Below are 26,011 nucleotides of genomic sequence, written 5' to 3'. Positions count from 1 at the left end.
TCAGCGGGACCCGGTCCAGACGAGGGTGGTGCGGGCGGGGGCGGAGACGGCGTACAGCTCGTCCACGGAACGGACTTCGAACACCGCCGCCTCCTCCCGGCCGGCGCGCTCGACGGCCGGGAGGTAGAGGGCGGTGCCGCACGTGCCGCCGAGGAAGCGGCGGGCTCCGTCCGGCAGGATCCGGGACACCTCGTAGTGGCGGACGCGGCCGGCCGGGCCGGCCGGCCGCCGCCAGGACAGCCGCAGGGCCGCCGTGCCGGACTGCTGGGCCGAGGCGGTCACGGCGGGCGTCCCCGGAGTACCCGGGCGGGGCCGCGCGGCCGCGTCGCGTACCGTCAGGGCGCCGAGCCGCCAGCGCACCGGCTCCTTCCCGAGCCGGGTGATCCGTACGGCCAGTCCGTGCGCGGTCCCGCCCGCCAGATCCGCCAGCCGGACCCGTGCCGTGCGCCAGCCCCGACCGGCGCCCGGGCTCCGCACCGGCAGCCAGGTGTACGGGACCTCCAGCCCAGGGGCGGCCGGCTCGCGCGTGGCCACCCCGAGCTCGACGGCCACGGGACCCGACTCGGTGGCGTGGACCAGCTCGACGACCGTCCCGCGGGTCAGCGGCAGCCGGGTGCGGTGCAGCCCCACGGCGGCCGGAGCGGTGACCTCGCCGCGGACGAGGAGGCTGGAGCCGCCGCGCCAGGCCCCGGCGAAGTCGAGGGTGACCTCGGGGCGGGGCCCGGCGGTGTCCACGACCCAGCGGCGCCCCGGGAGCCGGTCCTGGAGGCCGAGGTGGTTCCACGCGCTGTCGGAGACGGCCTCGCCGTCCTCGTACCAGCGCTCGCCGTGCCCGGTGTTGAAGGAGCACGCGAAGGGCAGGGCGGTGACGGTGGACCGGTCGGCGACGACGGTGGCGGGCGCCCGCCAGCCGGCCCCGGGGGCGGGCCGGGCCGGGTCCAGGGACTCGCCCGTCCAGAACCGGTCGTCGGCGCGGTGGAAGGCGCCGGGGGAGCGGTCGGTGAGGTGGTCGCGCGTCCACTCGGGCCGGTAGAAGCCGTAGGAGACGACGTGGTCGCCCTCGCGCGGGACGATCGCGTCCCAGTCCACGTCCGTGTTCCAGCCGCTGGACCCGGTGTCCACGGCCGCCCACAGCTCGTGGCGGTCGCGCCCGAGCCGGTCCGCGAGCGCGCCCGACGCGGCCAGCTTCGCCGCGGTCCAGCGGAAGTCCACGAACACGGTGTCCGCGACCCGGCCCCGACGGTCCTCGAAGAACTCCTGGTTGAGCTCGTTCAGCGCACCCTGCCAGCCGACCCCGCCGGTGGAGTTCATCGCGTCGTACCAGGTGATGCGCAGCCCGTGCGGTGCGCCGGCGGAACGCAGCGCGCGCAGGAACCTCTGGACGAGCGAGGCCAGTTCGCTGTCCCCGCCCTCGGTCTCGGCGTTGACGAACCAGCCGTCGAACCCGTACGTCCGGGCCACGCGCACCAGCTGCTCGGCGACGGGGAAGCGGCCGAGGGGGTCCCGCTGGACCAGGTCCCGGGTCCAGCGCAGGTCGCCGCCGTAGGCCACGGGCGGCAGGAACACGTTGCCCAGCACCCGGACGCCGTTGCGGTGGGCCGCGTCGACGACGGGCGCGTTCGGGGCGAGCACGATGCCCTCGCCGGAGGAGCCGCCCCAGAAGACCAGCTCGTCGATGTACGCCCAGTGGGTGAGGGCGTAGTAGTCCGCGGTGGGGGAGCCCTGGGAGGGGTTGGCGGCGGTGCTCCCGAAGGAGACGAGCGAGGCGATGCGGGCCTGGCCGGCGCGGGCGGCGGAGTTCGGCGGCACCGGCGTGAAGCGGGGCGCGAGCGGCACGGTCGAGGTGTTGTGGGCCAGGTCGGGATCGGACCCGGGGCTCCACCGCAGGAGGGAGCGCCAGGTGATGCCGGGGCCGGGGGCGCCCTCGGGGAGCGAGTCCGGGAACCAGTACGAGGCGTACGGGGCCAGGCCGGCGGGGGGTCGGGCGGTGTGTACAGCAGACAGGTCCCCGGCTCCTTCGCCCGCGGCCGCCCCCCCGCCCCGACGCCCGCGGTCGGAGCCCCGTACGGCCACGGCGCGCCCGGCGCGCCGGGCGGACCCGTCCCGGGCAACCCCTGGGCCACGCCGCCGACCGGCGGCGGCTACCCGGCCCCGCACGGCTTCCCGCCGCCCCCGTCCGCCACCAACGGCCTGGCCGTGGCAGCGCTGATCCTCGGCCTGCTCGGCATCTTCGTCGGCCTCATCCCCTTCTTCTTCTGGGCCGGCGCCCTGCTCGCCCTGACCGGCACCGGCCTGGGCATCGGGGCCATCGTCAAGTCCCGCAAGGGCGCCCCGCGCGGCACGCTGGCCGCCTTCGGCACCGTGCTCAGCGTCCTCGCCATCGCGGCCTCGGTCGGCGGCTGGTTCATCACCGCGAACTTCGTCGGCAAGATCCAGGACAAGGTCGCCGAGGAGAACCGCTACGGCGACTACGAGTTCGACGAGGACGACCTGGTCCTGCCCAGCTCCCCGCCGCTCCCGACGCCCAAGACCTCGCCGTCCCCGTCCCAGGTGCCCGGTCTGACCAGCGCGCTGCCGTTCGGCGAGACGTTCACGTACCCGAGCGGCGTCGAGGTGAAGGTGTCGGTGCCGAAGAAGTACGTCACCGACAACGAGTACATCAAGGTGGGCAACGCGGTGCAGGTGACGCTCACCATCACGAACAACTCGACCGAGAACCTCAACGTCATCTACGCGGTGCCCAACCTCCGCGACGAGCAGGGCCTCGCCGGCAAGCTCGTCTTCGACGGGGAGCTGCCCAAAATGATCAAGGGCGACATCCTGCCGGGCACCACGGCGACCGGGATCATCGCCTGGGAGGTCCCCAAGGGCACCGCGAACCTCACCGCCGACATCAGCCCCGGTGGCCGGCTCCCCTCGGTGAAGTACAGCGGCCCCATCGGCTGATTGCCCGGCTCCCAGGACATCGCGTCAGAAAGACGATTAGACTGGGCCGCGTGCCTCAACTACGCCTCGCTCTGAATCAGATCGACTCGCACGTCGGCAACATCGCCGCCAACGCGGACTCGGTCGTCCACTGGACCCGGCACTCCGCCGAGCAGGGCGCCCACCTGGTGGCGTTCCCGGAGATGGTGCTGACCGGGTACCCCGTCGAGGACCTCGCGCTGCGCGGCTCCTTCGTCGATGCCTCGCGCGCGGCGCTGCGCGGGCTCGCGGAGCGGCTGGCGGCCGAGGGCCTCGGCGACCTGCCGGTCGTCGTCGGCTACCTCGACCGTACGGAGAAGGCCGCGCCGCGGCTCGGCCGCCCGGCGGGGTCCCCGGAGAACGCGGCCGCCGTACTGCACGGCGGCAAGGTCGTCCTGCGCTTCGCCAAGCACCACCTCCCCAACTACGGCGTCTTCGACGAGTTCCGGTACTTCGTACCGGGCGACACCCAGCCCGTGATCCGGGTGCGGGGCGTGGACGTGGCCCTGGCCATCTGCGAGGACCTCTGGCAGGAGGGCGGCCGCGTCCCGGCCACCCGCTCCGCCGGGGCCGGACTGCTGATCTCGATCAACGCGTCCCCGTACGAGCGCAACAAGGACGACCTGCGCCTGGAGCTGGTGCGCAAGCGCGCCCAGGAGGCCGGCTGCACCCTGGCCTACCTGGCGATGATCGGCGGCCAGGACGAGCTGGTCTTCGACGGCGACTCGATCGTGGTCGACGCCGGCGGCGAGGTCATCGCGCGCGCCCCGCAGTTCTCCGAGGGCTGCGTGCTGGTCGACCTCGACCTGCCGGCCGCCTCGGCCTCGCCCGTCGAGGGCGTCGTCGACGACGGCCTGCGCATCGACCGGGTGGTCCTCTCCGAGGAGCCGGTCGAGCCGTACGAGGCGGTCGTGACCGGCGGCTACGCGGAGCGCCTGGAGGACGACGAGGAGATCTACGACGCTCTGGTCGTGGGCCTGCGCGCGTACGTGAAGAAGAACGGCTTCCGCTCGGTCCTGATCGGGCTCTCCGGCGGCATCGACTCCGCGCTCGTCGCCGCCGTCGCCTGCGACGCGATCGGCGCGCAGAACGTGTACGGCGTCTCGATGCCGTCCAAGTACTCCTCGGACCACTCCAAGGGCGACGCGGCGGACCTGGCCGAGCGGACCGGCCTGAACTTCCGGACCGTGTCGATCGAGCCGATGTTCGACGCGTACATGGGCGCGCTGGGCCTGACCGGGCTCGCCGAGGAGAACCTCCAGTCCCGGCTGCGCGGCACCCTGCTGATGGCGCTCTCCAACCAGGAGGGCCACATCGTGCTGGCCCCGGGCAACAAGTCGGAGCTGGCCGTCGGCTACTCCACCCTGTACGGGGACTCGGTGGGCGCGTACGGCCCGATCAAGGACGTCTACAAGTCGGACGTCTTCCGGCTCGCCCGCTACCGCAACCGGGCCGCCGAGGAGCGGGGCGAGACGCCGCCGATCCCGGTCGCGTCGATCGAGAAGCCGCCGAGCGCCGAACTGCGCCCGGGGCAGGTGGACACGGACTCGCTGCCGGACTACCCCGTGCTGGACGGGATCCTGGACCTGTACGTGGACCGCGACCAGGGCCTGGAGGCGATCGTGGCGGCCGGCTACGACCGCGGGCTCGTCGCGAAGACCCTGCGCATGGTGGACACGGCGGAGTACAAGCGCCGGCAGTACCCGCCGGGCACGAAGATCTCCGCGAAGGGCTTCGGCAAGGACCGCCGGCTGCCCATCACGAACGGCTGGCGCGAGCAGGCGTAGGCCGTCCGCTCCGGATCCCGCCGTCCTCGCACCGGTGCCCCGGCCGCTCCTCGGAGCGGCCGGGGCACCGGCATGCGTACGGGCGCCCGTACGGGCGCCGCGGGCCCGGCGGCCGGTCCTACGTGACGGTGACCCGGGCCGCGATGGGGAGGTGGTCGCTGCCCGTGCGGGGCAGGGTCCAGGAGGCCACGGGGGTGACGCCGCGGACCAGGATCTGGTCGATGCGGGCCATGGGGAACTGGGCGGGCCAGCTGAAGCCGAAGCCGTCGCCGGACGCGCCCTGGGTGGAGCGCAGCTGCGAGGTGACCTCGGACAGGGCCCGGTCGTTGACAGTGCCGTTGAGGTCGCCGAGCAGGATGACCTTGCCCAGCGGTTCGGCGGCGAGCGCGGCGCCGAGGGCGTCGGCGCTGTTGTCGCGCTGATTGGCGGTGAAGCCGGCGTTGAGCTTGACGCGGACCGAGGGCAGGTGGGCGACGAAGGCGGCGATGTCGCCGTGGGGGCTGTGCACGGTGGCGCGCATCGCCCGGGTCCACCCCATCTTGATGTCGACGGGCGCGCTGGAGGTCAGCGGGTACTTGCTCCAGAGGCCGACGGTCCCTTCGACCGAGTGGTACTTGTAGGTCTCCGCGAGGGCCTTCTCGTAGACCGGGACGGCGCTGCCCTTGAGCTCGGTCAGGGCCAGGACGTCGGCTCCGGACGTGGCGACGGAGGCGGCGGTCCCCTTCGGGTCGAGGTTGTCGGCGTCGACGTTGTGGGTGGCGACGGTGAGGTTGCCGCCGGCGCCGGCCTTGTCGGTGACCAGTCCGCCGAAGAGGTTCACCCAGACCGCGGCGGTCAGCAGTATCGCGATCAGGGCGGTCGCGGACCGGCGCAGCAGCGCGGCGGCGAAGAGCACCGGGACGGCGAGGCCGAGCCAGGGCAGGAAGGTCTCGGTGAGGCTGCCGAGGTTGCCGATGTCGTTGGGCAGCGAGGCGTGGAAGATCATGACGAGCGAGATCAGGGCCGCGATCGCCGCGAGCACGATCCCGCGGCGCCAGATCCCCCGGTCGCCCCTCAGATCGGCCAGCCGGCGCCGGAGACCGGTTCGGGAGGGCTCGGGGTCCGAGCCGCCGTTCCCCGTCTCCGTCATGTACGCCTGTGCCATGCCACTGCCCTCGCTGCCGTGCTCGCGCTCCGTCCCCGCCCCTTGACCCTAGGCGATATACGGAACGTTCCGTGCCGATTGTCTCGGCCGTACGTCCGGGAGGACGAACGGCCGAGCGGCAACAGTTCCGCTTGTCACGAAACGCGCACATTGGACCGGGCGTGGCCCCGCCGGGCCCCCGCCGGGCCCCCGGCCGGCCCGCGCTGCGCCGGAAGTGTGATGAACGGCGGGAGGAACCGGTCTTCGTGCCACTTCCCGCCCGGGCCGGACGAGTGCCACCATGGTGGTGAGTCCGGGGACGCCGTAAGGGCGCCTCGAGATGAACATCAAGGAGCAGTTGCAATGACGCATGCCGTTTCGCCTGCCCGCGAAGCCGCCTCCCCCACGCTGTACGGAGGCACGGGCACCCGGCGCATCACCGTCCGCGACCTCACCCTCGCCAAGGAACGCGGCGAGAAGTGGCCCATGCTCACCGCCTACGACGCGATGACCGCGTCCGTGTTCGACGAGGCCGGCATCCCGGTCATGCTCGTCGGCGACTCGATGGGCAACTGCCACCTCGGCTACGAGACCACCGTCCCGGTGACGATGGACGAGATGACCCTGCTGTCGGCCGCCGTCGTACGCGGCACCAGCCGCGCGCTGATCGTTGGCGACCTGCCGTTCGGCTCGTACCAGGAAGGCCCCGTGCAGGCGCTGCGCAGCGCCACGCGGCTCGTCAAGGAGGCCGGGGTGGGCGCGGTCAAGCTGGAGGGCGGGGAGCGCTCGCTGGCACAGACCGAGCTGATCGTGCAGTCCGGCATCCCGGTCATGTCCCACCTGGGCCTGACCCCGCAGTCCGTCAACGCCATGGGCTACCGGGTGCAGGGGCGCGGCGACGAGGCCGCCCACCAGCTGCTGCGCGACGCGAAGGCGGCGCAGGACGCGGGCGCCTTCGCGGTGGTGCTGGAGCTGGTCCCGGCCGAGCTGGCCGCCGAGGTCACCCGGTCCCTGCACATCCCGACGGTCGGCATCGGCGCGGGCGCGGAGTGCGACGCGCAGGTGCTGGTGTGGACGGACATGATGGGGCTGACCGGCGGGAAGATGCCGAAGTTCGTCAAGCAGTACGCGAACCTGCGGGCGACCATGGGCGACGCGGCGAAGGCCTTCGCCGAGGACGTGGTCGGCGGAACGTTCCCGCAGGCCGAGCACGCGTTCCACTAGCAGGACCGGTTCATCCGGGGGCCCGCCGACGGACGTCTCGGCGGGCCCCCGCCGTTTTGCCGACCCGCTGCCGACCCGATGTCGACCCGATGTCGGTCCGCCGTCGGTCCGCTGTCGGTCGGATGTCGGTGCTTTGTCAGTGGCGGGTGGTCCCATGGTGGACATGACGCGAATCGACAAGAACCCCCACGCCGTAGAAGTGCGGGGACTGGTCAAGCACTACGGCGAGACCAAAGCCCTCGACGGGGTGGACCTGGATGTCCGCGAAGGCACCGTGCTCGGTGTCCTCGGCCCGAACGGCGCGGGCAAGACCACCCTGGTGCGCTGCCTGTCCACCCTGATCACCCCCGATGCCGGCACGGCCTTCGTCGCCGGCTTCGACGTGGTCCGCCAGCCCCGCCAGCTGCGCCGGACCATAGGCCTGACGGGCCAGTACGCCTCGGTCGACGAGAAGCTCTCCGGCTGGGAGAACCTCTACATGATCGGCCGGCTGCTGGACCTGTCCCGCAAGGACTCCCGCCGGCGCGCCGACGAGCTGCTGGAGCGGTTCTCCCTCACGGAGGCCGCGAAGAAGGCCGTGATGAACTACTCCGGCGGCATGCGGCGCCGGCTCGACCTGGCCGCCTCGATGATCGGCAGCCCGGCCGTGCTGTACCTGGACGAGCCGACGACCGGTCTGGACCCCCGCACCCGCAACGAGGTGTGGGACGAGGTGCAGCGGATGGTCGCCGAGGGGGCCACCGTGCTGCTCACCACCCAGTACATGGAGGAGGCCGAGCAGCTCGCCAGCGAGCTGACGGTCATCGACAAGGGCAAGGTCATCGCCAACGGCAAGGTCGATGAGCTGAAGGCGCGCGTCGGCGGCCGGACCCTGCGGATCCGCCCCTCCGACCCCTCGGACCTGCCGGGCATGGCCCGCTCGCTGGCGGAGGCCGGACTGGACGGGGTGGCCGGTTCCCAGGCCGTCCCGGACGAGGGCGCCCTGCTGGTCCCGATCCTGGCCGACGAGCAGCTGACCGCCGTGGTCGGCCTGCTGGCGGCCCGCGGGTACGGGATCACCGACATCAGCACGTACCTGCCCAGCCTGGACGAGGTGTTCCTGTCCATCACCGGACAGCACCCCTCCGTCGAGGACTCCGTTCCCACCGAGCAGACCGAGGAGGTCGCGGCATGAGCACCGTAACCACGAAGCCCCGTCCCGCCACGGCCGCCCCGGCCGGCGGGCCCGCCCCGGCCGATGACGGCCGGATCGGCCTGCGGGGCAATCTCCGCCACATCGGCGCCCTGGCGCGGCGCAACGTCCTGCAGATCAAGCAGGACCCGGAGTCGATGTTCGACGTCCTGTTCATGCCGATCATCTTCACGCTGCTGTTCGTGTTCGTCTTCGGCGGCGCGATCGCGGGCAAGGGCAACCAGGGCGAGTACGTCAACTACGTGGTGCCGGGCCTGATGGCGATGATGGGCATGAACATCGCCATGGGTGTCGGCACCGGGGTCAACGACGACTTCAAGAAGGGCGTGATGGACCGGTTCCGGTCCATGCCCATCGCCCGTTCCTCGGTGCTCATCGCCAAGATCGTGGTCGAGCTCGGCCGGATGATGGTCGCCATCGCGATCCTGCTCGGCATGGGCTTCCTGCTCGGCCTGTCGATCAAGACCTCCGTGCTGGACCTGTTCCTGTCCATCGGACTGGCGGCGATCTTCGGTTCCTCGCTGATGTGGATCTTCATCCTGCTGGGTCTCGCCATGAAGACCCCCCAGGCCGTCCAGGGCATGGCGATGCTGGTCCTGATGCCGCTGCAGTTCGGCAGCTCGATCTTCGCCCCGACGACGACGATGCCCGGCTGGCTGCAGAGCTTCACCGACGTCAACCCGCTGTCCAACCTGGCCGATGCGGCCCGGGCCCTGATCAACGGGACCCCGATCGGCAACTCCGTGTGGATCACGCTGGCCTGGTCGGTCGGCATCACGCTGGTGACGATGCCGCTCGCCGTGCGGAGGTTCCGCCAGAAGACCTGACCCGCGGACCGGTCCGTTCCGGATCGCGTCCCGGGCGGACCCAGGTCGGGGACCGGGTCAGACGAGGGCGGCGGCCTCCTTCAGGGTGAGGCCGCCGCCTTCGGCGTACGCCGCCTCGTAGGCGCTGTCGCCGAGCGCGGCCCGGGCCAGGCCCTCGGCCAGCTCGGCGTCCGCACGCTCGGTGGTGACCGGGAAGTGCGCGGGCGGCACCAGCGCCCGGTAGGCGCCCATCAGCTCCGCGGCCCGGCGGCCCCGGACCGGGCCGCCGGCTCCGGCGTGGGCGACGGCGGCGGTCAGCAGGTACACGGCCGGAAGGTGCGGGGCGATCATCAGGGCGAGCGGGTCCCGGACGCTCTCGATGGCCCGGCGGACCGTCACGAGGGCGCTCTCGTACGCGTCCTCCTGGTTGTCGAGCCAGGCCATCGTGCCGAGCAGGAACCCGTCGAAGATGGCGTAGGCGCCGAAGGAGAACTCGTCGCGCAGGGACTGGAGCTGCGCGCGGGCCTCGGCGATGCGGCCGGTGCGGCCGTAGATGCCCGCGAGGAACATCCGGGCGGCGGGCATGGCCTCGTTGCCGGAGTGCTGGATGCCGGGGAGCAGTCCGGTGAGGAGCTCCTCCGCCTCCTCCATGTGGCCGCTCTCGACGAGGGTCCCGGCCATCCGCACCTGCAGCACCGAGACCTGGGCCTGGGCGCCGAGCCGCCGGGCGTGCTCGATGGCGGCCCGGAAGTCGTCGGCGGCCAGGGCGTACGCGCCGCGCTTCTCCATGGCCTCGGCGCGGGCGGAGAGCGCCTCGGCGCAGCCCCAGTCGTCGCCGAGCGAGCGGAAGATCGCGAGGCTCTCCTCCGCGTCGCGCGAGGCGTCGCCGGCCCAGTCTGCGCGGTTGGCCAGGACGTTGGCGCGCAGTTGGAGGGCGGAGGCGAGCTCCCAGCGGTAGCCGAGGCCGCGGGCGGTCCGCACGGTCTCCTCGATGACGTCGCGCAGCAGGTCGGCATCGCCCGAGATCATCACGGCGTACACCCACATCAGGGCGGGGGCCCGGCAGGTTTGCGGCAGCCCGGGGCGGTAGGCGGCGACCATGCCGTCGACCTGGGCGCGGACCTCCGGGCTGGACCAGTTGTCGCTGGTCTGGTCCCGGGATGCCAGGCACATGATCTGGATGTCGCGCCAGGCCTCGGTGAGCAGCTCGCCCTCGTAGGGCGGGGGCGTGTCGACGACCCGCTCGTAGAGGGGCGGCGCGGGGACCACGGGCGGGGCGAAGGGGTCGGGGCCGAGGGCCGCGGCGGCCGCGGACCAGTGGCGGAGCTCGGCGCGCAGGTCGTGCATCTGCCAGTACCAGGCGAGGGAGTGGACGACGCAGAGCACCTCGCCGACGTCCCGGGCGGCGACGGCCCGGCGCAGGGCCGTACGGAGGTTCTCGTACTCGGTGGCGATCCGGTCGGCGGCGGCGCGCTGGCCGTGGCCGCGCAGCTGCGGCTCGATGGTGCGGACGAGTTCCCGGTAGTGGGTGAGGTGGCGGCGGCCCGTGTCGGCGAGGTCGTCGCCTGCCTGGGCGAGGCGCTCGGCGGCGTACTCGGCGACGGTCTCCAGGAGCCGGTAGCGCATGCCGTTGCCGTCCGCGCCGGGGGCGGCGACGACGAGGGACTTGTCGACGAGGGAGCCGAGGAGGTCGGCGACGCCGGCGGCCCCGTCCGTGTCGCCGGCGTCGGCGCAGACGGCTTCGGCGGCGTCGAGGTCGCAGCCGCCGGCGAAGACGGACAGGCGGCGCAGGACCGCCCGTTCGGGCTCGTCGAGAAGGTCCCAGGACCAGTCGACGACCGCGCGCAGGGTCTGCTGGCGGGGCAGGACGGTACGGCTGCCGCTGGTCAGGAGCCGAAAGCGGTCGTCGAGGCGGTCGGCGATCTGGCGGGGGGTCAGCAGCCTGAGCCGGGCGGCGGCCAGCTCGATGGCGAGCGGCATCCCGTCCAGCCGACGGCAGATCTCGACGGCGGCGGCCGGGTCGTCGTCGACCGTGAACCCGGCCCGGGCGGCGGAGCCCCGGTCGTCCAGCAGCCGCAGCGCGACGGGGTCGGGCAGCGGATCCACGGGGCGCAGCGTCTCGCCGGGCACGCCGAGGGGCTCGCGGCTGGTGGCCAGGATCCGGACTCCGGGGCAGTGCGCGAGCACCTCCGCGGCGAGGCGGGCGGCGGCGCCGATGACGTGCTCGCAGTTGTCGAGGATCAGGAGCAGGCGGCGCCGGGCGCAGTGCTCGGCGAGCCGGTCGAGGGCACTGTCCCCGCCGCGCTCGGTGAGTACCCGCATCTCCTCGGCGGAGGCGCCGCGCAGCTTGGTCTCGCGGGCGCCGAGCGCGGCGAGGGCCGCTTCGGCGACGTCCTCGGGGTCGGCGGGGCCGTCGACGGGGGCCAGCTCGACGAACCACACCCCGTCGGGCCAGCCGCCCCCGGCGTGGGCCTCGGCGGCCTCCTGCGACAGCCGGGTCTTGCCGGCGCCGCCGGGCCCGAGCAGGGTGACGAGCCGGGCCCGTGCGAGATCGTCGCCGATGGCCCGGATGTCGTCCTCCCGGCCGACGAACGTCGTGAGCCGGGCCCGCAGATTGCCCTGTCCGGGCGGTACGGGGGCGGGGACAGCCGCGACAGCAACACCGTCGAGGGCGCGCTGCGCTCGGCCCGCCGCGCCGCCGGGGCCGTCCTGCGCGACTTCGGCATCCCGCTCCCGGCCGCCCCGGAGGCCGCGCTTCCGGTGGCGGCCTGAGCCAACCACCCGCACCACCCCCGCCGTTGCCCCCGCCGCCCTTGAGGCGAGCGGCGCGAAGAAGGCCCGGGCCCCGCGGGCCCGCCGGGCCGCACCGCCGCACGGGGTCCGGCCGGCGCCCCCGCTCGGCGCGCAGGAGCGGTCCCGGCTGCTGGAGGGCCGCCACCACGATCCGCACGGGGTGCTCGGAGCCCGTGCCCAGCGGGGCGGGGTGTCCTTCCGGGTGCTGCGCCCGTACGCGAAGGCGGTCACCATCGTCGCCAAGGGGCTGCGGGCCGAGCTCTTCGACGACGGCGACGGGCTGTTCTCGGGGCTGCTGCCGCTGGCCGGGGTGCCGGACTACCGGCTGCTGGTGACGTACGACAGCGACGAGGTCGAGGTCCACGACCCCTACCGGTTCCTGCCCGCGCTCGGCGAGCTCGACCTGCACCTGATCGGCGAGGGCCGCCACGAGGAGCTGTGGACGGCGCTGGGCGCGCAGCCGATGGAGCACCAGGGAGTGGCCGGCACCCGGTTCACCCTGTGGGCCCCGAACGCGCAGGGGGTGCGCGTGAGCGGGGACTTCTCGTACTGGGACTCGGTCGCCTACCCGATGCGCTCGCTCGGCTCGACCGGGGTGTGGGAGCTGTTCCTGCCGGGTGTCGGCGCGGGCGCCCTGTACAAGTACGACATCACGCGCCCGGACGGTTCGCACACCCTGCGCGCCGACCCGATGGCCCGGTCCGCGGAGGTCCCGCCGGCCAACGCCTCGGTGGTGACGGCCTCCTCCTACGTCTGGCAGGACGCCGAGTGGATGGCCTCGCGCGGGGCCCTCCCGGCGCACCAGGCCCCCTTCTCGGTGTACGAGCTGCACCTGGCGTCGTGGCGGCCCGGCCTGTCCTACCGGCAGTTGGCCGAGCAGCTCCCGGCGTACGTCACGGAGCTGGGCTTCACCCACGTGGAGCTGATGCCGGTCGCCGAGCACCCCTTCGGCGGCTCGTGGGGCTACCAGGTCACCGGCTTCTACGCGCCGACCTCCCGGATGGGCACCCCGGACGACTTCCGCTTCCTGGTGGACTCGCTCCACCGGGCCGGGATCGGGGTGATCGTCGACTGGGTGCCGGCGCACTTCCCGCGCGACGAGTGGGCCCTGGCGGAGTTCGACGGGCGCCCGCTGTACGAGCACCACGACCCGCAGCGGGCCGCGCATCCGGACTGGGGGACCCTGGAGTTCGACTACGGGCGCCGCGAGGTCAGGAACTTCCTCGTCGCCAACGCCGTCTACTGGTGCGAGGAGTTCCACGTCGACGGGCTGCGCGTGGACGCGGTGGCCTCGATGCTCTACCTCGACTACTCGCGCGGCGAGGGCGAGTGGACGCCGAACGAGCACGGCGGGCGGGAGAACCTGGACGCGGTGGCGCTGCTCCAGGAGATGAACGCCACCGTCTACCGGCGCTGCCCGGGCGTGGTGACGATCGCCGAGGAGTCCACCGCGTGGCCGGGCGTCACCCGGCCCACCGACGCGGGCGGTCTGGGCTTCGGCCTGAAGTGGAACATGGGCTGGATGCACGACACCCTGCGCTACGCGTCGAAGGAGTCGGTGCACCGCAAGTACCACCACCACGACATGACCTTCGGGATGGTCTACGCGTTCAGCGAGAACTACGTGCTGCCGATCTCGCACGACGAGGTGGTGCACGGCAAGGGCTCGCTGGTGTCGAAGATGCCCGGGGACTGGTGGCAGCAGCGGGCCGCGCACCGGGCGTACCTGGGCTTCATGTGGGCCCACCCGGGCAAGCAGCTGCTCTTCATGGGGCAGGAGTTCGCGCAGGGCTCGGAGTGGTCCGAGATGTACGGGCCGGACTGGTGGCTGCTGGACTCCTCGTACGCCGCGGCCGGCGACCACCGGGGCGTACGCAGCCTCGTGGGCGATCTGAACCGCACCTACCGGGCGGCGCCCGCCCTGTGGGAGCGGGACACCGTGCCGGAGGGCTTCGCGTGGGGGGAGGGCGACGCGGCGGAGGACAACGTCTTCGCCTTCCTGCGGTTCGCGCAGGACGGCTCGCAGCTGCTGTGCGTCTCGAACTTCTCGCCGGTGGTCCGGCACGGGTACCGGATCGGGGTCCCGGAGGAGGTGCCGGCGTGGCGGGAGGTGCTCAACACCGACCAGCAGCTCTACGGCGGCAGCGGCGTCCACCACGCGCGGCCGGCGCGGCCCGAGCCGGTGCCCTCGCAGGGGCGGGCGGCGAGCCTGCGCCTGACCCTCCCGCCGCTGGCGACGGTCTGGTTCAGGCCCGCGCCGTAGCCGCGGCGGCGGCGGTCGGGACCGCCGGGGCCAGGTGCTCCTCCAGTTCCTGGAGGAGCCGGCGCTTGGCCCGGGCCCCGACCAGCTGCCGGACGGGTTCGCCGTCCCGGAAGACGAGCAGGGTCGGCATGGACAGCACCCCGTAGCGCGCGAGCGTGGCGGGGTTTCGGTCCGCGTCGATCTGGACGACCTTGAGCCGGTCGGCCTCCTCGGCGGCGACCGCGGACAGGACCGGGGCGAGCTGGCGGCACGGGCCGCACCAGTCGGCGGTGAACTCCACCAGGACGGGCCGGCCCCGCTCGCCGAGCACCTCCGCCTCGAAGTCCGCGTCGGTCACTTCGGCCACACCGTGTGCCTTCATCGTTGCTTCCCCTCTCTCCTCGACCGGTTCAACCGGTCATCTCACATCTGGGCCGTGCCGCTTCGGCGTCGGCGAGCTGGCTCGCCACGTGGTCCCGTACGTCGGTGAGCCGGCCGATCAGGCCCTCCAGCTCGGCGAGCTTGCGCCGGTAGACGGCGAGCGAGGCCGGGCAGGAGTCGCCGGCCGGGTGCCCGGCGCGCAGGCACTCGACGAACGGGCGGGTCTCCTCCAGGTCGAAGCCGAAGTCCTGGAGCGTGCGGATCTGGCGGAGCAGCCGCAGGTCGTCCTCGCCGTAGGTGCGGTGGCCGTTGCCGTCGCGCCGCGCGGGCAGCAGGCCCCGGGACTCGTAGTACCGGAGCGTCCGCGTGCTGGTGCCGGCCCGCTCGGCCAGTTCGCCGATTCGCATGGGCCGACCGTAAGCCTTGACGTCGGCGTCAAGGCAAGGAGTCGGGGGGAGGCCCTCACCACCCCCGTGAGCGAGGGCCTCCCTCCGGGAGTACGTACCGGCCGGGTGGCCGGTTCGCGATGATCCGGATCATGTGAGGCGGATCACGCACGGGGGTACCCCGCGGGGCGGCCGGAAACGTACGCTAGGAAGTGGATCACGGATCGATCCGATTACCGGACAGTCGCAGAGAAAGCGGACCAAAGCCCTTAACTCCATAGGACTTTCCTACGAGTTATGGGCTTGTTTGTTTGGTCTGTAGTCGCCACGCCTCGGCCACTCCTACGGTGTGGCGTGTGCACTCCAGCCCACCTTTCAATGCCCCCGCCGCGCGTCGTCTCCGCGCGGCCCTGGGCATGGCTCCCGGTCATGTCGCCTATGGCCTGCGCGCCCAGTACGGACTGCTCGTCACCCCCGAGACCGTGACGGCGTGGGAGCGTGGCGAGATTTCGCCCTCCTCCACCGAGCTCACGGCCCTCGCGGGCGTGCTCTGGTGCTCCCCCAGCGAGCTCCTGGCCGAGCCGGTCACTTTGCGCGAGCACCGCATGGCCAGGGGGCTGGCCGCCGACGACCTGGCCCGGCGGGTCGGTGTGGAGACGGGCTCATACCAGAAGATGGAGGACTCCGGCCGCTGGAAGGGCAACGAGCGGCAGTCCGCCGCGCTGGCCACGGCCCTGGGGCTGACCCTGGCCCAGTTCGTGACCGCGACCGGCAAGCACGAGGAGCTGGCCGATCTGCTGCGCAGCGGGGTGACCACGCGCTGGCAGGCGTACGTGAAGCCGCTGGCCAAGCTGCTGCCGGTGCCCAAGGCGCACCTGGAGCGGGTGCTGGAGCAGCTCCACGGGGAGTACCAGTCGAGGATGGTGGCGACCCTCGGATGGGGCGGCGCCGAGGGCGAGGCCGGCAGCGGCGACTCGGGGCGCGAGTACCTCGCGGACATCGTGGACCGCTTCTGGTCCCTCGCGGGCGGTGCGGCGTAGGACACATTTCCACCGCGGGCCCCCTACCGGAACGGCCCCGACCGCGTCCACGGCAGGACGCGGCCGGGGCCGTTCGACGTTCGGATTCAGGGCGGTGGTCCCGCCCCCGCGGGCCGGTGGACCTTTCCGGTCACAGCACTAGTCGACGGGCGCGTGGAGCACGGTCGCGCGGACGCCGTCGCGCTCGAGGTCCGCGCGCAGCCGGTCCGCCACCGCGCGGTCGGCCACCAGGACGGTCGGCGGGGTGGCGCAGGAGGCGATGGCCTTCTTCAGGTGCTCGAGCGAGGGCGCGTAGTCCCTCGCCGCGTCCCTGTCCTTCGCCGCGTCCTTCTCGTCCGCGGGCCCGCCCGTCTTGACCCGGACGGTCTCGTACAGCCCCACCATGTCGCCCGCCCGGTGGGTGAGGAGCTGGGCGAGGAAGGTGGACTGCAGGTTCATGTACGGGTCGTTGGAGTACAGGGCGATCAGCGGCGGGGCGGCCCGGTCGAGGTCGCGCCCGGCGAGGGCCTCGGTCGCCGGGCCCAGGTCGGTCTTGGGGCCGCCCTTGGCCCACAGGAGCATCGGGTTGCCGTACCAGGCGGAGGGGTGGCTCCACCCCGACGGGACCCCGAACTGCACGTTGCCGAAGAGGGCGAGCGCGGCGGCGGTCGCGAGGCCGGAGCGCAGCAGTGTTCCGCCCCGGCGGCTCCACACGGAGCCGCGCGCCGTACGGGCGGCGGGCAGCAGCGCCAGCCCGACCAGGCCCAGCGAGATCAGGGCGATCACCAGGCCGGCGGCGGCCAGCTTCTCGAAGTAGTACGAGAAGTGGCCGATGGTGTGCTTCTGCCAGGCCCCGAAGAGGCCGATCACGGTGGCCGCGCCCAGGACGAGGGCCAGCACCATCCGGCCGGTGCCCGTCTTGCGGTTCGCCGGCAGGGAGGCGGCCAGTACGGCCAGCAGGGCGCATCCGATGAGGACCGGGCGGTCGGGGACGACCATCGGGCCGGGCAGGTTCGAGGTCTTGGAGACGTCCAGCTTGGTCAGCACGGAGAAGAGGCTGGGCAGTCCGGCGACGACCGCGCCGGCGGCCAGGAACACCAGGAGCGGGATCCTGCGGCGGGCGAACCGCCGCCGGTGGACGATCAGGACGGCGGCCAGGGCGAGGCCGATGAGGGCGCCGTAGAGGTTGTAGACGAAGGTCACGGCCACCAGCGCGGCCACGGCGACGACCGCGAACTCGGCCCGGCCCATCGCGGGCCGCACCAGCAGGGCCAGCCCGACGGTGAGGAAGAGGAGGCCGGCGGTCTCGGAGTCGAAGCCCCGCTCGACCAGTTCCGCCATCGAGCCGGAGAGCATCACCGCCATCACGGTGGCGCAGACCGCCGCCGCGCGCCACCCGCGCAGGCGCGGGCCGCCGATCCAGCGGGCGGCCCAGACGAGGGCGGCGCAGAGCAGGGCGTAGCCGCCGATGACGTACAGGAGGTAGCGGTTCATCATCTCGACGCCGGGGCCGCCGTCGGTGGAGGACTTCACGAGGACGTCGATCCAGGCCAGCAGGAAGTGGGTGCCCTGCGGGTAGACGGCCTCGGACGGGGTCATCATGTACGTCCTGGCGGCCTCCTGGTGGAGGAAGGCGTAGCCGCCGACGTGGTGGATGCCGTCGAAGTACGAGAAGTGCCCCAGCCGGTCCTCGGACGTGATGAAGAGGGCCAGCCGTTCGGTGACGGACTTCCCGATGAGCGGGTGGTGCATGTAGTGCCAGACCACCGCCGCGGTGCCGGCGACCAGTGCGTCGGAGCCGCGCAGCCGCAGGGGGATGCGGGGGCGCCGGCCGGACAGCCAGCCGGCGAGGGACACGACGCTCAGCAGGAGGCCCGCTCCGGGGACGGGTGCCAGGCCCCAGGGCCATACGGAGAAGAGCAGTCCGAAGGACATGACCGCGCCGCACAGCACGAAGGCGGCGACGACGATCCGGTCGAGCAGGCCGCCGCCGACCCGCATCAGGGAGGCGATGGCCAGGACCAGGACGGGTATGAGCACCACGTCGAGGGCGAGCGCGTCCAGGAGCAGCGGCAGCGCCCAGGACGCCGCGAGGGCCGCGCCGAGCACGGACCAGCGCCGCCGGGTTCCGCCCGGTGCCGGGTCCGGGACGTCGGCCGAGGCCGCCCGCGGGCTTTCGGGACGCGTTCTGGTCAAGAGGGCAGGGCGGTTCGCCACGGGAGACGGACACCTTCCAAGGAGCGCGCGGAACCGGAGGACGGGGCCCGGACTTCGCGGCCGGACCGGCCGCTCAACCCCCTACGGTGAGATTCTCGGATCATAGCCCGCGGACGGGGCGGGGCATGGCTGAGCCCGGCGCCGCCCCGGTGGGGGGCCGCGTCGGGCGGGTGCCGGCCGGACGGGGCGCTCACGCTCCGCCGGGGCGGTGGCGATCGGGCCGTCCGGCCCTCGGATTCGGGAGGAAGGTCCCGGCCGGGAGGGTCAGAAGACCGACTCGGCCTCGTACATGCGGTCCTCGGGGACGGTCTTCAGCTCGGTGACGGCGTCGGCCAGCGGGGCCATGACGATGTCGGTGCCGCGCAGGGCGGTCATGTTGCCGAAGTCACCGCGGTGGACGGCTTCGACCGCGTGCCAGCCGAAGCGGGTCGCGAGGACGCGGTCGTAGGCGGTGGGGGTGCCGCCGCGCTGGACGTGGCCGAGGATGACCGGGCGGGCTTCCTTGCCCAGGCGCCGCTCCAGCTCGACGGCGAGGCGGTTGCCGATGCCGGCGAAGCGCTCGTGGCCGTACTGGTCGATCGCGCCCTTCTCGTAGGGCATGGAGCCCTCGCCGGGGTGGGCGCCTTCGGCCACGCAGATGACGGCGAACTTCTTACCGCGGGCGAATCGTTCCTCCACCATCTTCACCAGGGCGTCCACCTCGAAGGGGCGCTCCGGCAGGCAGATCCCGTGGGCGCCGCCGGCCATGCCGGACTCCAGGGCGATCCAGCCCGCGTGCCGGCCCATCACCTCGACGACCATGACGCGCTGGTGGGATTCGGCGGTGGTCTTGAGGCGGTCGATGGCCTCGGTGGCGACCATGACGGCGGTGTCGAAGCCGAAGGTGCGGTCGGTGGAGGAGATGTCGTTGTCGATCGTCTTCGGCACGCCGACGACGGGCATGCCGGCGTCCGACAACATCCGGGCGGCGGTCAGGGTGCCCTCGCCGCCGATCGGGATCAGCGCGTCGATGCCGTAGAGCTTCGCCAGCTCCCGGGCGTTCTCGGCAGCCTCGTGCAGCCGGGCGCGCTCCATTCGGGCTGAACCGAGAATCGTGCCGCCGCGAGCGAGAATGCCGCTGACGGCGTTGATGTCGAGGGGGCGGTAATTGCCGTCGAGGAGGCCCTTGAAGCCGTCCTCGAAGCCGATGACCTCGTCCCCGTGCCCGACCACGGCACGGTGTACGACCGACCGGATGACAGCGTTCAGGCCCGGACAGTCGCCGCCTGCGGTGAGAACTCCGATACGCATCGTGCTGTGTCTCCTGCTCCTGGTCGTACCGGGCCGTACGCGTGCGGGCGGACAGCCGGCCGTACATATGAAGGGCTGTATGAAGGGCGTATTGATGAAGCCTGTCCGATTGTTCCACGTGTCCGGGGTGACGCGCGCTCCGTGGCACACCTCCTCCGACGTGCCGGTCAGGCCTTTCGACCCCCTCGACAGGGCCCTTTTCCCGGCGGGCGTCCTAACGATCCGCAGGGGTATTGTCAAGAGGTCAACCCCACATTAACTGGGACAACCGACTCGAATATCCGCCCCGCCGGGGCCAGAATCCTGGTGGGGCGATCCCGAGATTTCACACGATGGGACGGAGAGCACGCGTGACGCGCAGCGTGTACGTGACCGGTATCGAGCGGGGGGACGGCCGCCAGGTCGTCGAGCTGGGGATCATGGAGCTCCTGACCCGCCAGACAGGCCGGGTGGGCGTCTACCGCCCGTTGCTGCACGACGGCCCCGACCGGCTCTTCGACCTCCTGAAGGGCCGCTACCGGATCGACCAGGACGCCTCCACCGCCTACGGCATGGAGTACCACGAGGCCTCCGCCATCCTGGCCGAGAAGGGCACGGACGAGCTGGTCTCCCAGCTGGTCGGCCGCTACCAGAAGGTGGCCCGGGACTACGAGGTCATGCTGGTCCTCGGCACCGACTACGCCGACACCAACCTCCCCGACGAGCTGGCCCTCAACGCCCGCCTCGCCAACGAACTGGGCGCGCTGGTCATCCCCGTCGTGGGCGGCACCAAGCACCCGGCCGAAGCCGTGCGCGCCGAGACCCGCAACGCGTACCGCGCGTACGAGAGCCTCGGCTGCCACGTGGGCGCGATGGTCGTCAACCGGGTGGCCCCCGAGGACCGCGAGGCGATAGCCGAACGCCTGGCCGCACGGCTCCCCGTGCCCTGCTACGTCCTGCCGGAGGACAAGCACCTGTCCGCCCCGACGGTCGCCCAGATCACGCAGGCGCTCGGCGGCGAGGTGCTCCTCGGCGACGAGGCCGGGCTCGCCCGCGACGCCCTGGACTTCGTCTTCGGCGGGGCGATGCTGCCCAACTTCCTCAACGCCCTGACCCCCGGCTGTCTGGTCGTCACCCCCGGGGACCGCTCCGACCTGGTCATCGGCGCGCTGGCCGCGCACACCTCCGGCACCCCGCCGATCGCCGGCGTACTGCTGACGCTGAACGAGCGCCCGGGCAAGGACATCCTGACGCTGGCCTCGAAGCTGGCACCCGGCACGCCGGTCGTCTCGGTGGCCGGCAACAGCTTCCCGACCGCCGCCGAACTCTTCTCGCTGCAGAGCCGGCTGAACTCCGCGACCCCGCGCAAGCTGGAGACCGCGCTCGGCCTGTTCGAACGCCACGTGGACACCGCCGAGCTGCGCGAGGTGCTCTCGGTGGCCCGCTCCGAGCGCGTCACCCCGATGATGTTCGAGAACGAGCTGCTGGAGCGGGCCCGCTCGGAGCGCCGCCGCGTGGTGCTCCCGGAGGGCACCGAGGAGCGCGTGCTGCGCGCCGCGGACGTGGTGCTGCGCCGCGGGGTCTGCGACCTCACCCTGCTGGGCGAGGAGCCGGCGATCCTGAAGAAGGCCGCCGACCTGGGCATCGACATCTCGGCCGCGCAGCTCATCGACCCGTCGACCTCCCCGCTGCGGGAACGGTTCGCCGAGTACTACGCCAAGGCCCGCGCCCACAAGGGCATGACGGTCGAGCTGGCCAACGACGTGGTCACCGACGTCAACTACTTCGGCACCCTGATGGTCCAGGAGGGCCTGGCCGACGGCATGGTCTCCGGCTCGGTGCACTCCACCGCCGCCACCATCCGCCCGGCCTTCGAGATCATCAAGACCAAGCCCGACGCCTCCATCGTCTCCTCGGTCTTCTTCATGTGCCTGGCCGACAGGGTCCTCGCGTACGGCGACTGCGCCGTCAACCCGGACCCCAACGCCGAGCAGCTCGCCGACATCGCCATCCAGTCGGCGACCACCGCGGCCGCCTTCGGGCTGGAGCCGCGGATCGCGATGCTCTCGTACTCGACCGGCACCTCCGGTTCGGGCGCGGACGTGGACAAGGTCCGCAAGGCCACCGAGATCGTCCGCGGGCTCCGTCCCGACCTGCTGATCGAGGGTCCGATCCAGTACGACGCCGCCGTGGAGCCCTCGGTCGCCGCGACCAAGCTGCCCGAGTCCGAGGTGGCCGGCCGCGCGACGGTGCTGATCTTCCCGGACCTCAACACCGGCAACAACACGTACAAGGCCGTACAGCGCTCGGCCGGCGCGGTGGCGGTCGGCCCGGTCCTGCAGGGGCTCCGCAAGCCCGTCAACGACCTCTCCCGCGGCGCGCTGGTCCAGGACATCGTCACCACCGTGGCCATCACCGCCATCCAGGCGCAGGGCGCACCGGCCCCCACCGCCTGACCCCGCCCCCGCCGAGCCGGCGGCACTGGCCCCCCCCTCTCCCGTCTCCTATTCACCTCTCCCCCGGGTCCCCCGGCCCCCGGCCCCCAGCCACGCAGAAGACCGGCGAGGCCGATGAGGCCGAGCGGTCCGCGCCACCCGTTCGGGCTGCGTCCCCCGGTCACATCAGACGGGAACGCGACGGCGTCGGTACCCTCCCCGGCATGACGTCACCCGACGACGCCCGGAAAGGGGTTCCGTGTCGGATCCGATGACCGTGCTGGCCATGACGGGGGCGACGACCGTCGTGGCGGCCATGGCCACCAGCGCCTGGGACGGCACCCGGGAGCGCGTCGTCGAGCTCTTCCGCCGCCGTGGCGACGAGCGGTCCACCGCGCTGGCGGCCCAGTTGGACGGCGATGCGGAACTGATCGCGGGCGAGGGCGAGGACACCGACGGCGTACGCGAAGACCTCGTACGCCCCTGGGCGCGCCGGATCGGCGCCCTGCTCCGCGAACACCCGGAGGCCGCGGACGAGCTGCGCGCCCTGATCGAGGAGGTCTCCGTGCCCCCGGCCGCCCAACAGTGGTCGCAGCACATCACCGCGCACGCCGGCGGCGCCGCCTTCGGCGCCCAGGGACCCGGCAGCAGCGTGCACGTGCACCATCACCGGCCGGCCGCCGGCGAATACCCCGCCCCCGCATGAGCGAGCCCGACCCGTCGGCGCGTCAGCACGTCACCGCGGAAGGGGGCTTCGCGTACGGCGTGGTCGGGGCCGACCTCCACGTGTACGCGGACGGGCTGCCCTCCTACGTCCTGGAGGAGTGGCTCCCCCCGCCCGAGTCGGACCCGGAATGGCTGCGGGAGCTGCCCAGCCGCCTGCTCAGCGCCCGGCACGAGATCGTCCCCTTCACCGGCCGCGCCGACGAGCTCGCCGAGCTCCGCGCGTGGCGCGGCGCCACCGGCCGACGGCTCGCCGTCCGCTGGCTGCACGGGCCCGGCGGCCAGGGCAAGAGCCGCCTCGCGGCGGCGTTCGCCCGGGACAGCGTCGCCGAAGGGTGGAAGGTCGTCAGGACCGTGCACGCCCCCGGCAACGTGCTCCCGGGCGGCGCCGGCGGCGACCTGCGGGCCGTGGGCGCCGCCGGGGTGCTGCTGGTCGTCGACTACGCCGACCACTGGCCGCTCCCCCACCTCACCTGGCTGCTGAGCAACCGGCTGCTCCACCGCCTCGACCGGCCGACCCGGGTGCTGCTGGTGGCCCGGGGCACGGACCAGTGGCCGGCCGTGCAGGCCGCCCTGCACGACTCCCAGGCGGCCACCTCCGTCCAGGCCCTGGAGCCCCTGCCGGAGCGCGGCGGCGAACGGGCCGGGATGTTCGAGGCCGCCCTTGACACCTTCGCGGCCTGCCTCGGAGCCGCCCCGGGCGCGCCGGACGGTTCACGGGTTCCCCCGCCGTTACGGGTGCCCGCGCCGTTACGGGTTGCCCCGCCGGTTTCCCTGGACGGGCCGGAGTTCGGGCTGACGCTGGCCGTCCACATGGCCGCCCTGGTCGCCGTGGACGCCCACCTCCACGGCCGCCCGCGCCCACCGACGCCGTCGGCCTGGTCACGTACCTCCTCAACCGCGAACAGGCCCACTGGGCCCGGATCCACACCCAGGACGCGGGCCGCGCGGCGGCCGCCGCGGGGCGCACGTACACGACCCCGCCGCAGGTGATGAACCGCGCCGTGTTCGCGGCCGCTCTGACGGGGACCGTGCACCGGGCGACCGGCCGCAGCGTCGTCGACCGGGTGACCGGAAGCCCGCCCGCCGCACCGCACCCCGCCGAGCGCGTCCTCGCCGACCACGGCGTCTGCTACCCGCCCTCCGGATCCGGGCCCTCCGGATCCGGGCCCGCTGCCGTCCTCGAACCCTTGCTGCCCGACCGGCTCGCCGAGGACTTCCTCGCCCTCACCCTTCCCGGCCACCGCGCGCAGAGCGTCTACCCGCCGTCCTCCTGGGCCCCGGAGGCGCTCGGCCGCCTCCTGCTGCCCGGCGGCGACGGGCGGCCGGCGTCGTGGACGCCCCGCGCGCTGATCTTCCTGGCCGCGTCCGCCGAACGCTGGCGGCACATGCGCCACGACCACCTGTACCCGCTGCTGCGGCGGGCACCGTGGCTCGCCGTCGCCGCCGGCGGACGGGCACTCGGCGCGGTCGCCGCGCTCGACGACATCGACATGGGGCTCCTCGAGGCGATCGAGGCCCGTCTGCCCGAACGCGAGCACCCCGACCTCGACCCGGCCCGCGCGGTCCTGGTGGAACGGCTCGCCCGGCACTGGCTGGCGGCCACGGACGACCCGGACCGGCACGCCTTCGTCCACGTCCAGCTGGCGAACGCCCTGCGCGGCGCCGGGCGGTACGAGGAGCTCACCACTCGACGGTGCGGGTCGTCGCGCTCCTGGAGCGATTGGAGGCCGAGCGGCCCGGCTCGCAGACCGCGCACCTGGGCGTGGCGTACGCCAACCTGTTCACCAGCCACACGAGTCTGGGCCGGCCGCAGGCGGCCGTCGAAGCGGCGGGGCGGGCCGTGCACTTCGAGCGCCTCCTGGCCGATTCCGACCCGCAGGGCCGGTCCGCCGGACTCGGCCCCGACGGCCGACAGGCCCGGTACGCCCTCGCCCTCTGCGACCACGGGCAGGCCCTCGCCACCGCCGGGCGGTGGGCGGACGGGTTCCGCGCCCATGCCACGGCGCTCGACGTGCTCGTCCTGCTCGCCGAGCAGGACACCGAGCGGCACCGCAACGACCTCGGCGCGACCCTCCTCAACATCGGCGCCGACCTCTCCGCTTCAGGGCGCGGAGGCGCCGCGGTCGCGGCGACGGAGGGAGCGGTGCACCTCCTCGGGCCCCGGACGGCCGTCGGCGACCCGCCCAACGATCCCAACGATCCCGACCATCCCGGGACTTACGCACTGGCCCTGTCCAACCTCTCCGGCCTCCTGCTCACCTGGCGCCACGCCCTCCCCGTCGGTACCGACTGGCGCAGCCGGGCCCTCGACGCGAGCACCCGGGCGGTCAAGATCAACCGGCATCGTGCCGGGGCGAACCCGGACGCGCTGGCCCCCTCGCTGGAACAGTCCCTGCGGACCCACGCCGGCGCCCTGGAAGCGAAGGGCCGCGCCGCGGAGGCACGTGCGGTCCGCGCCGAGGCCGACGAGCTGCGCAGCCGCATGCGACCACCGCCCGACGTGAGCGACGTGAGCGACGTGCCCCGGGCGGACCTCATGGCGGCGGATGACGACCCCGGCTCGTACCGCGAGGACGTGGTCCGCACCCTCGGGCTCCTGGCGCGGTTCCACGAGGAGACGGGTGTGGCGGAGAGGGCGAGCGCGGTGCGCCGGGAGATCCGCCGACACCGCCCACCCTGGCGGTGGCTCGTCCGCCCGACGCGCCGCGGAGCCCCCTGAGAAGCCCGGCAGCGGGCCGACGCCAGGGCGAAGGCGCCAGGGACGAAGGCGCGCGGGCGAAGGCGCCGGCGTCGGCCGGGAACGAGAGGCGCCGCAGCCCCGGCCGGAAGGAAGGGAACGTCCCGGGGACGGACCTCCGGACGGAGCCCCATGGCCGGGACCCCGTCGGTCCCGAGCCGGGACCGGTACCAGGGAGCCGCCTCGACCAGGCGGTTGAGAGTCCCGGGTCCGGGGTGGCAATCGGCTGCCGGTGGGGCGGCGCCACCGCATGTGGCGCACGCGGCCGTGCTCGATCGCGGACCGGAGCACGTCGTTCGCGTCGTACCCCCGCGCCGGTTCCACCAGGAAGCCGGCTTCCTCGACCTGATGGGAGGCGATGGCCGGGCACCGTGCCGGCCACCGCGCGTCGCCGGACTCGACCTCGATGTAGAGCTCGGCGTCGCCGTCAACGGCTCGCAGGCGCCAGTGACGTAGACGGTCGGCAGCCGCCGGTCGAACCCGTACGGGTTCAGCGCTTCGACGGCCTTGCCGGGGTGCCGGGCGAGCACTTCGGGCCGCCCGGGGTTCCCGGTGACGACCGTGCGCCCGCGCACCTCGGCGGGCAGCAGCGCCAGCGAGGACTGGGAGGACACCGCGATACGCGTCGCGGAACTCGCGAGCCTGCGGTTGGCCAGGCCCAGCCGGACCGTCTGCTCGTGCAGGACCAGCGTTCGACGAGCGACGGATCT

General features: G+C 73.3%; 17 protein-coding genes and 2 pseudogenes. 11 read left to right on the top strand and 8 right to left on the bottom strand.

Features of this window, described 5'->3' with window-relative positions:
* Positions 1 to 1,962 (bottom strand): annotated as a pseudogene (locus DRB96_RS34085) (endo-beta-N-acetylglucosaminidase); the annotation flags it as partial.
* 27 nt (positions 1,963 to 1,989) lie between these two features.
* On the opposite strand from DRB96_RS34085, the gene DRB96_RS34080 reads away from it, so the two are divergent.
* Both DRB96_RS34080 and DRB96_RS34075 read left to right on the top strand, forming a co-directional pair.
* Positions 1,990 to 2,946, top strand: a complete 957-nt coding sequence (locus DRB96_RS34080; RefSeq protein WP_112454058.1) for a DUF4190 domain-containing protein — start codon at positions 1,990 to 1,992, stop codon at positions 2,944 to 2,946.
* A 50-nt stretch (positions 2,947 to 2,996) separates the two neighbouring features.
* Complete coding sequence (locus DRB96_RS34075; protein ID WP_204357882.1) at positions 2,997 to 4,751, top strand: NAD+ synthase; 1,755 nt, start codon at positions 2,997 to 2,999, stop codon at positions 4,749 to 4,751.
* A gap of 118 nt (positions 4,752 to 4,869) precedes the next feature.
* On the opposite strand, the gene DRB96_RS34070 is transcribed toward DRB96_RS34075, so the two are convergent.
* On the bottom strand, positions 4,870 to 5,895 hold the full coding sequence (locus DRB96_RS34070; protein ID WP_112451913.1) for an endonuclease/exonuclease/phosphatase family protein: 1,026 nt from the start codon (positions 5,893 to 5,895) through the stop codon (positions 4,870 to 4,872).
* A gap of 342 nt (positions 5,896 to 6,237) precedes the next feature.
* Here DRB96_RS34070 and panB point away from each other — a divergent pair, with 342 nt between their 5' ends.
* From panB to DRB96_RS34055, 3 genes are all read left to right on the top strand, one after another.
* On the top strand, positions 6,238 to 7,098 hold the full coding sequence (panB, locus tag DRB96_RS34065; protein WP_112451912.1) for a 3-methyl-2-oxobutanoate hydroxymethyltransferase: 861 nt from the start codon (positions 6,238 to 6,240) through the stop codon (positions 7,096 to 7,098).
* A 154-nt stretch (positions 7,099 to 7,252) separates the two neighbouring features.
* A complete protein-coding gene (locus tag DRB96_RS34060; RefSeq protein ID WP_204357881.1) occupies positions 7,253 to 8,272 on the top strand; it encodes an ATP-binding cassette domain-containing protein in 1,020 nt (339 codons plus the stop codon).
* Positions 8,269 to 9,117 (top strand): ABC transporter permease, encoded by an 849-nt coding sequence (locus DRB96_RS34055; protein ID WP_112451911.1) that lies wholly within the window; start codon positions 8,269 to 8,271, stop codon positions 9,115 to 9,117. The genes DRB96_RS34060 and DRB96_RS34055 overlap by 4 nt, the downstream gene beginning before the upstream one ends.
* A 57-nt stretch (positions 9,118 to 9,174) precedes the next feature.
* On the opposite strand, the gene DRB96_RS34050 is transcribed toward DRB96_RS34055, so the two are convergent.
* Positions 9,175 to 11,658, bottom strand: a complete 2,484-nt coding sequence (locus DRB96_RS34050; protein WP_239517895.1) for an AAA family ATPase — start codon at positions 11,656 to 11,658, stop codon at positions 9,175 to 9,177.
* Here DRB96_RS34050 and glgB point away from each other — a divergent pair.
* Entirely contained in the window at positions 11,657 to 14,152 is a 2,496-nt protein-coding gene (glgB, locus tag DRB96_RS34045; protein WP_239517790.1) for a 1,4-alpha-glucan branching enzyme, read from the top strand. The genes DRB96_RS34050 and glgB overlap by 2 nt on opposite strands.
* Here glgB and DRB96_RS34040 read toward each other — a convergent pair.
* Positions 14,136 to 14,513, bottom strand: coding sequence for a thioredoxin domain-containing protein (locus tag DRB96_RS34040; RefSeq protein WP_112451910.1), 378 nt, complete (start codon positions 14,511 to 14,513; stop codon positions 14,136 to 14,138). The two genes, glgB and DRB96_RS34040, sit on opposite strands and share 17 nt — an antisense overlap.
* Positions 14,514 to 14,541: 28 nt before the next feature.
* Positions 14,542 to 14,919 carry a MerR family transcriptional regulator gene (locus tag DRB96_RS34035; RefSeq protein WP_112451909.1) on the bottom strand — a complete coding sequence of 126 codons (378 nt, stop codon included), beginning with the start codon at positions 14,917 to 14,919 and terminating at the stop codon, positions 14,542 to 14,544.
* Between the two features lie 395 nt (positions 14,920 to 15,314).
* Between DRB96_RS34035 and DRB96_RS34030 the strand changes: the two genes are divergently transcribed.
* The gene (locus tag DRB96_RS34030) at positions 15,315 to 15,938 is read left to right on the top strand and encodes a helix-turn-helix transcriptional regulator (RefSeq protein WP_112451908.1); all 624 of its coding nucleotides are present in this window, start codon (positions 15,315 to 15,317) and stop codon (positions 15,936 to 15,938) included.
* Between the two features lie 138 nt (positions 15,939 to 16,076).
* Here DRB96_RS34030 and DRB96_RS34025 read toward each other — a convergent pair whose 3' ends face one another.
* Complete coding sequence (locus DRB96_RS34025) at positions 16,077 to 18,113, bottom strand: hypothetical protein (protein ID WP_162688829.1); 2,037 nt, start codon at positions 18,111 to 18,113, stop codon at positions 16,077 to 16,079.
* A 285-nt stretch (positions 18,114 to 18,398) separates the two neighbouring features.
* Complete coding sequence (locus tag DRB96_RS34020; protein WP_112451906.1) at positions 18,399 to 19,424, bottom strand: ATP-dependent 6-phosphofructokinase; 1,026 nt, start codon at positions 19,422 to 19,424, stop codon at positions 18,399 to 18,401.
* Between the two features lie 350 nt (positions 19,425 to 19,774).
* Between DRB96_RS34020 and pta the strand changes: the two genes are divergently transcribed.
* The 4 genes from pta (at position 19,775) to DRB96_RS33995 (ending at position 25,283) form a co-directional block, all read left to right on the top strand.
* Entirely contained in the window at positions 19,775 to 21,859 is a 2,085-nt protein-coding gene (pta, locus tag DRB96_RS34015) for a phosphate acetyltransferase (protein ID WP_112451905.1), read from the top strand.
* 238 nt (positions 21,860 to 22,097) lie between these two features.
* Positions 22,098 to 22,544, top strand: a complete 447-nt coding sequence (locus DRB96_RS34010) for a hypothetical protein (protein WP_112451904.1) — start codon at positions 22,098 to 22,100, stop codon at positions 22,542 to 22,544.
* Complete coding sequence (locus DRB96_RS34005; protein WP_112451903.1) at positions 22,541 to 23,554, top strand: ATP-binding protein; 1,014 nt, start codon at positions 22,541 to 22,543, stop codon at positions 23,552 to 23,554. Before DRB96_RS34010 ends, DRB96_RS34005 begins: the two co-directional genes overlap by 4 nt.
* Positions 23,555 to 24,257: 703 nt before the next feature.
* Entirely contained in the window at positions 24,258 to 25,283 is a 1,026-nt protein-coding gene (locus DRB96_RS33995) for a hypothetical protein (RefSeq protein ID WP_162688826.1), read from the top strand.
* A 461-nt stretch (positions 25,284 to 25,744) separates the two neighbouring features.
* Here the strand turns inward: DRB96_RS33995 and DRB96_RS45305 are convergent.
* A pseudogene (locus tag DRB96_RS45305) lies at positions 25,745 to 25,999 on the bottom strand (UDP-N-acetylglucosamine--N-acetylmuramyl-(pentapeptide) pyrophosphoryl-undecaprenol N-acetylglucosamine transferase); the annotation flags it as partial.
* Positions 26,000 to 26,011: the final 12 nt, after the last annotated feature.

It is taken from the genome of Streptomyces sp. ICC1 (genome assembly GCF_003287935.1).
Lineage (GTDB): Bacteria > Actinomycetota > Actinomycetes > Streptomycetales > Streptomycetaceae > Streptomyces > Streptomyces tritrimontium.
The sequence above is the reverse complement of the archived record's forward strand: the minus strand, read 5'-3'. Positions and strand labels throughout refer to the sequence as shown.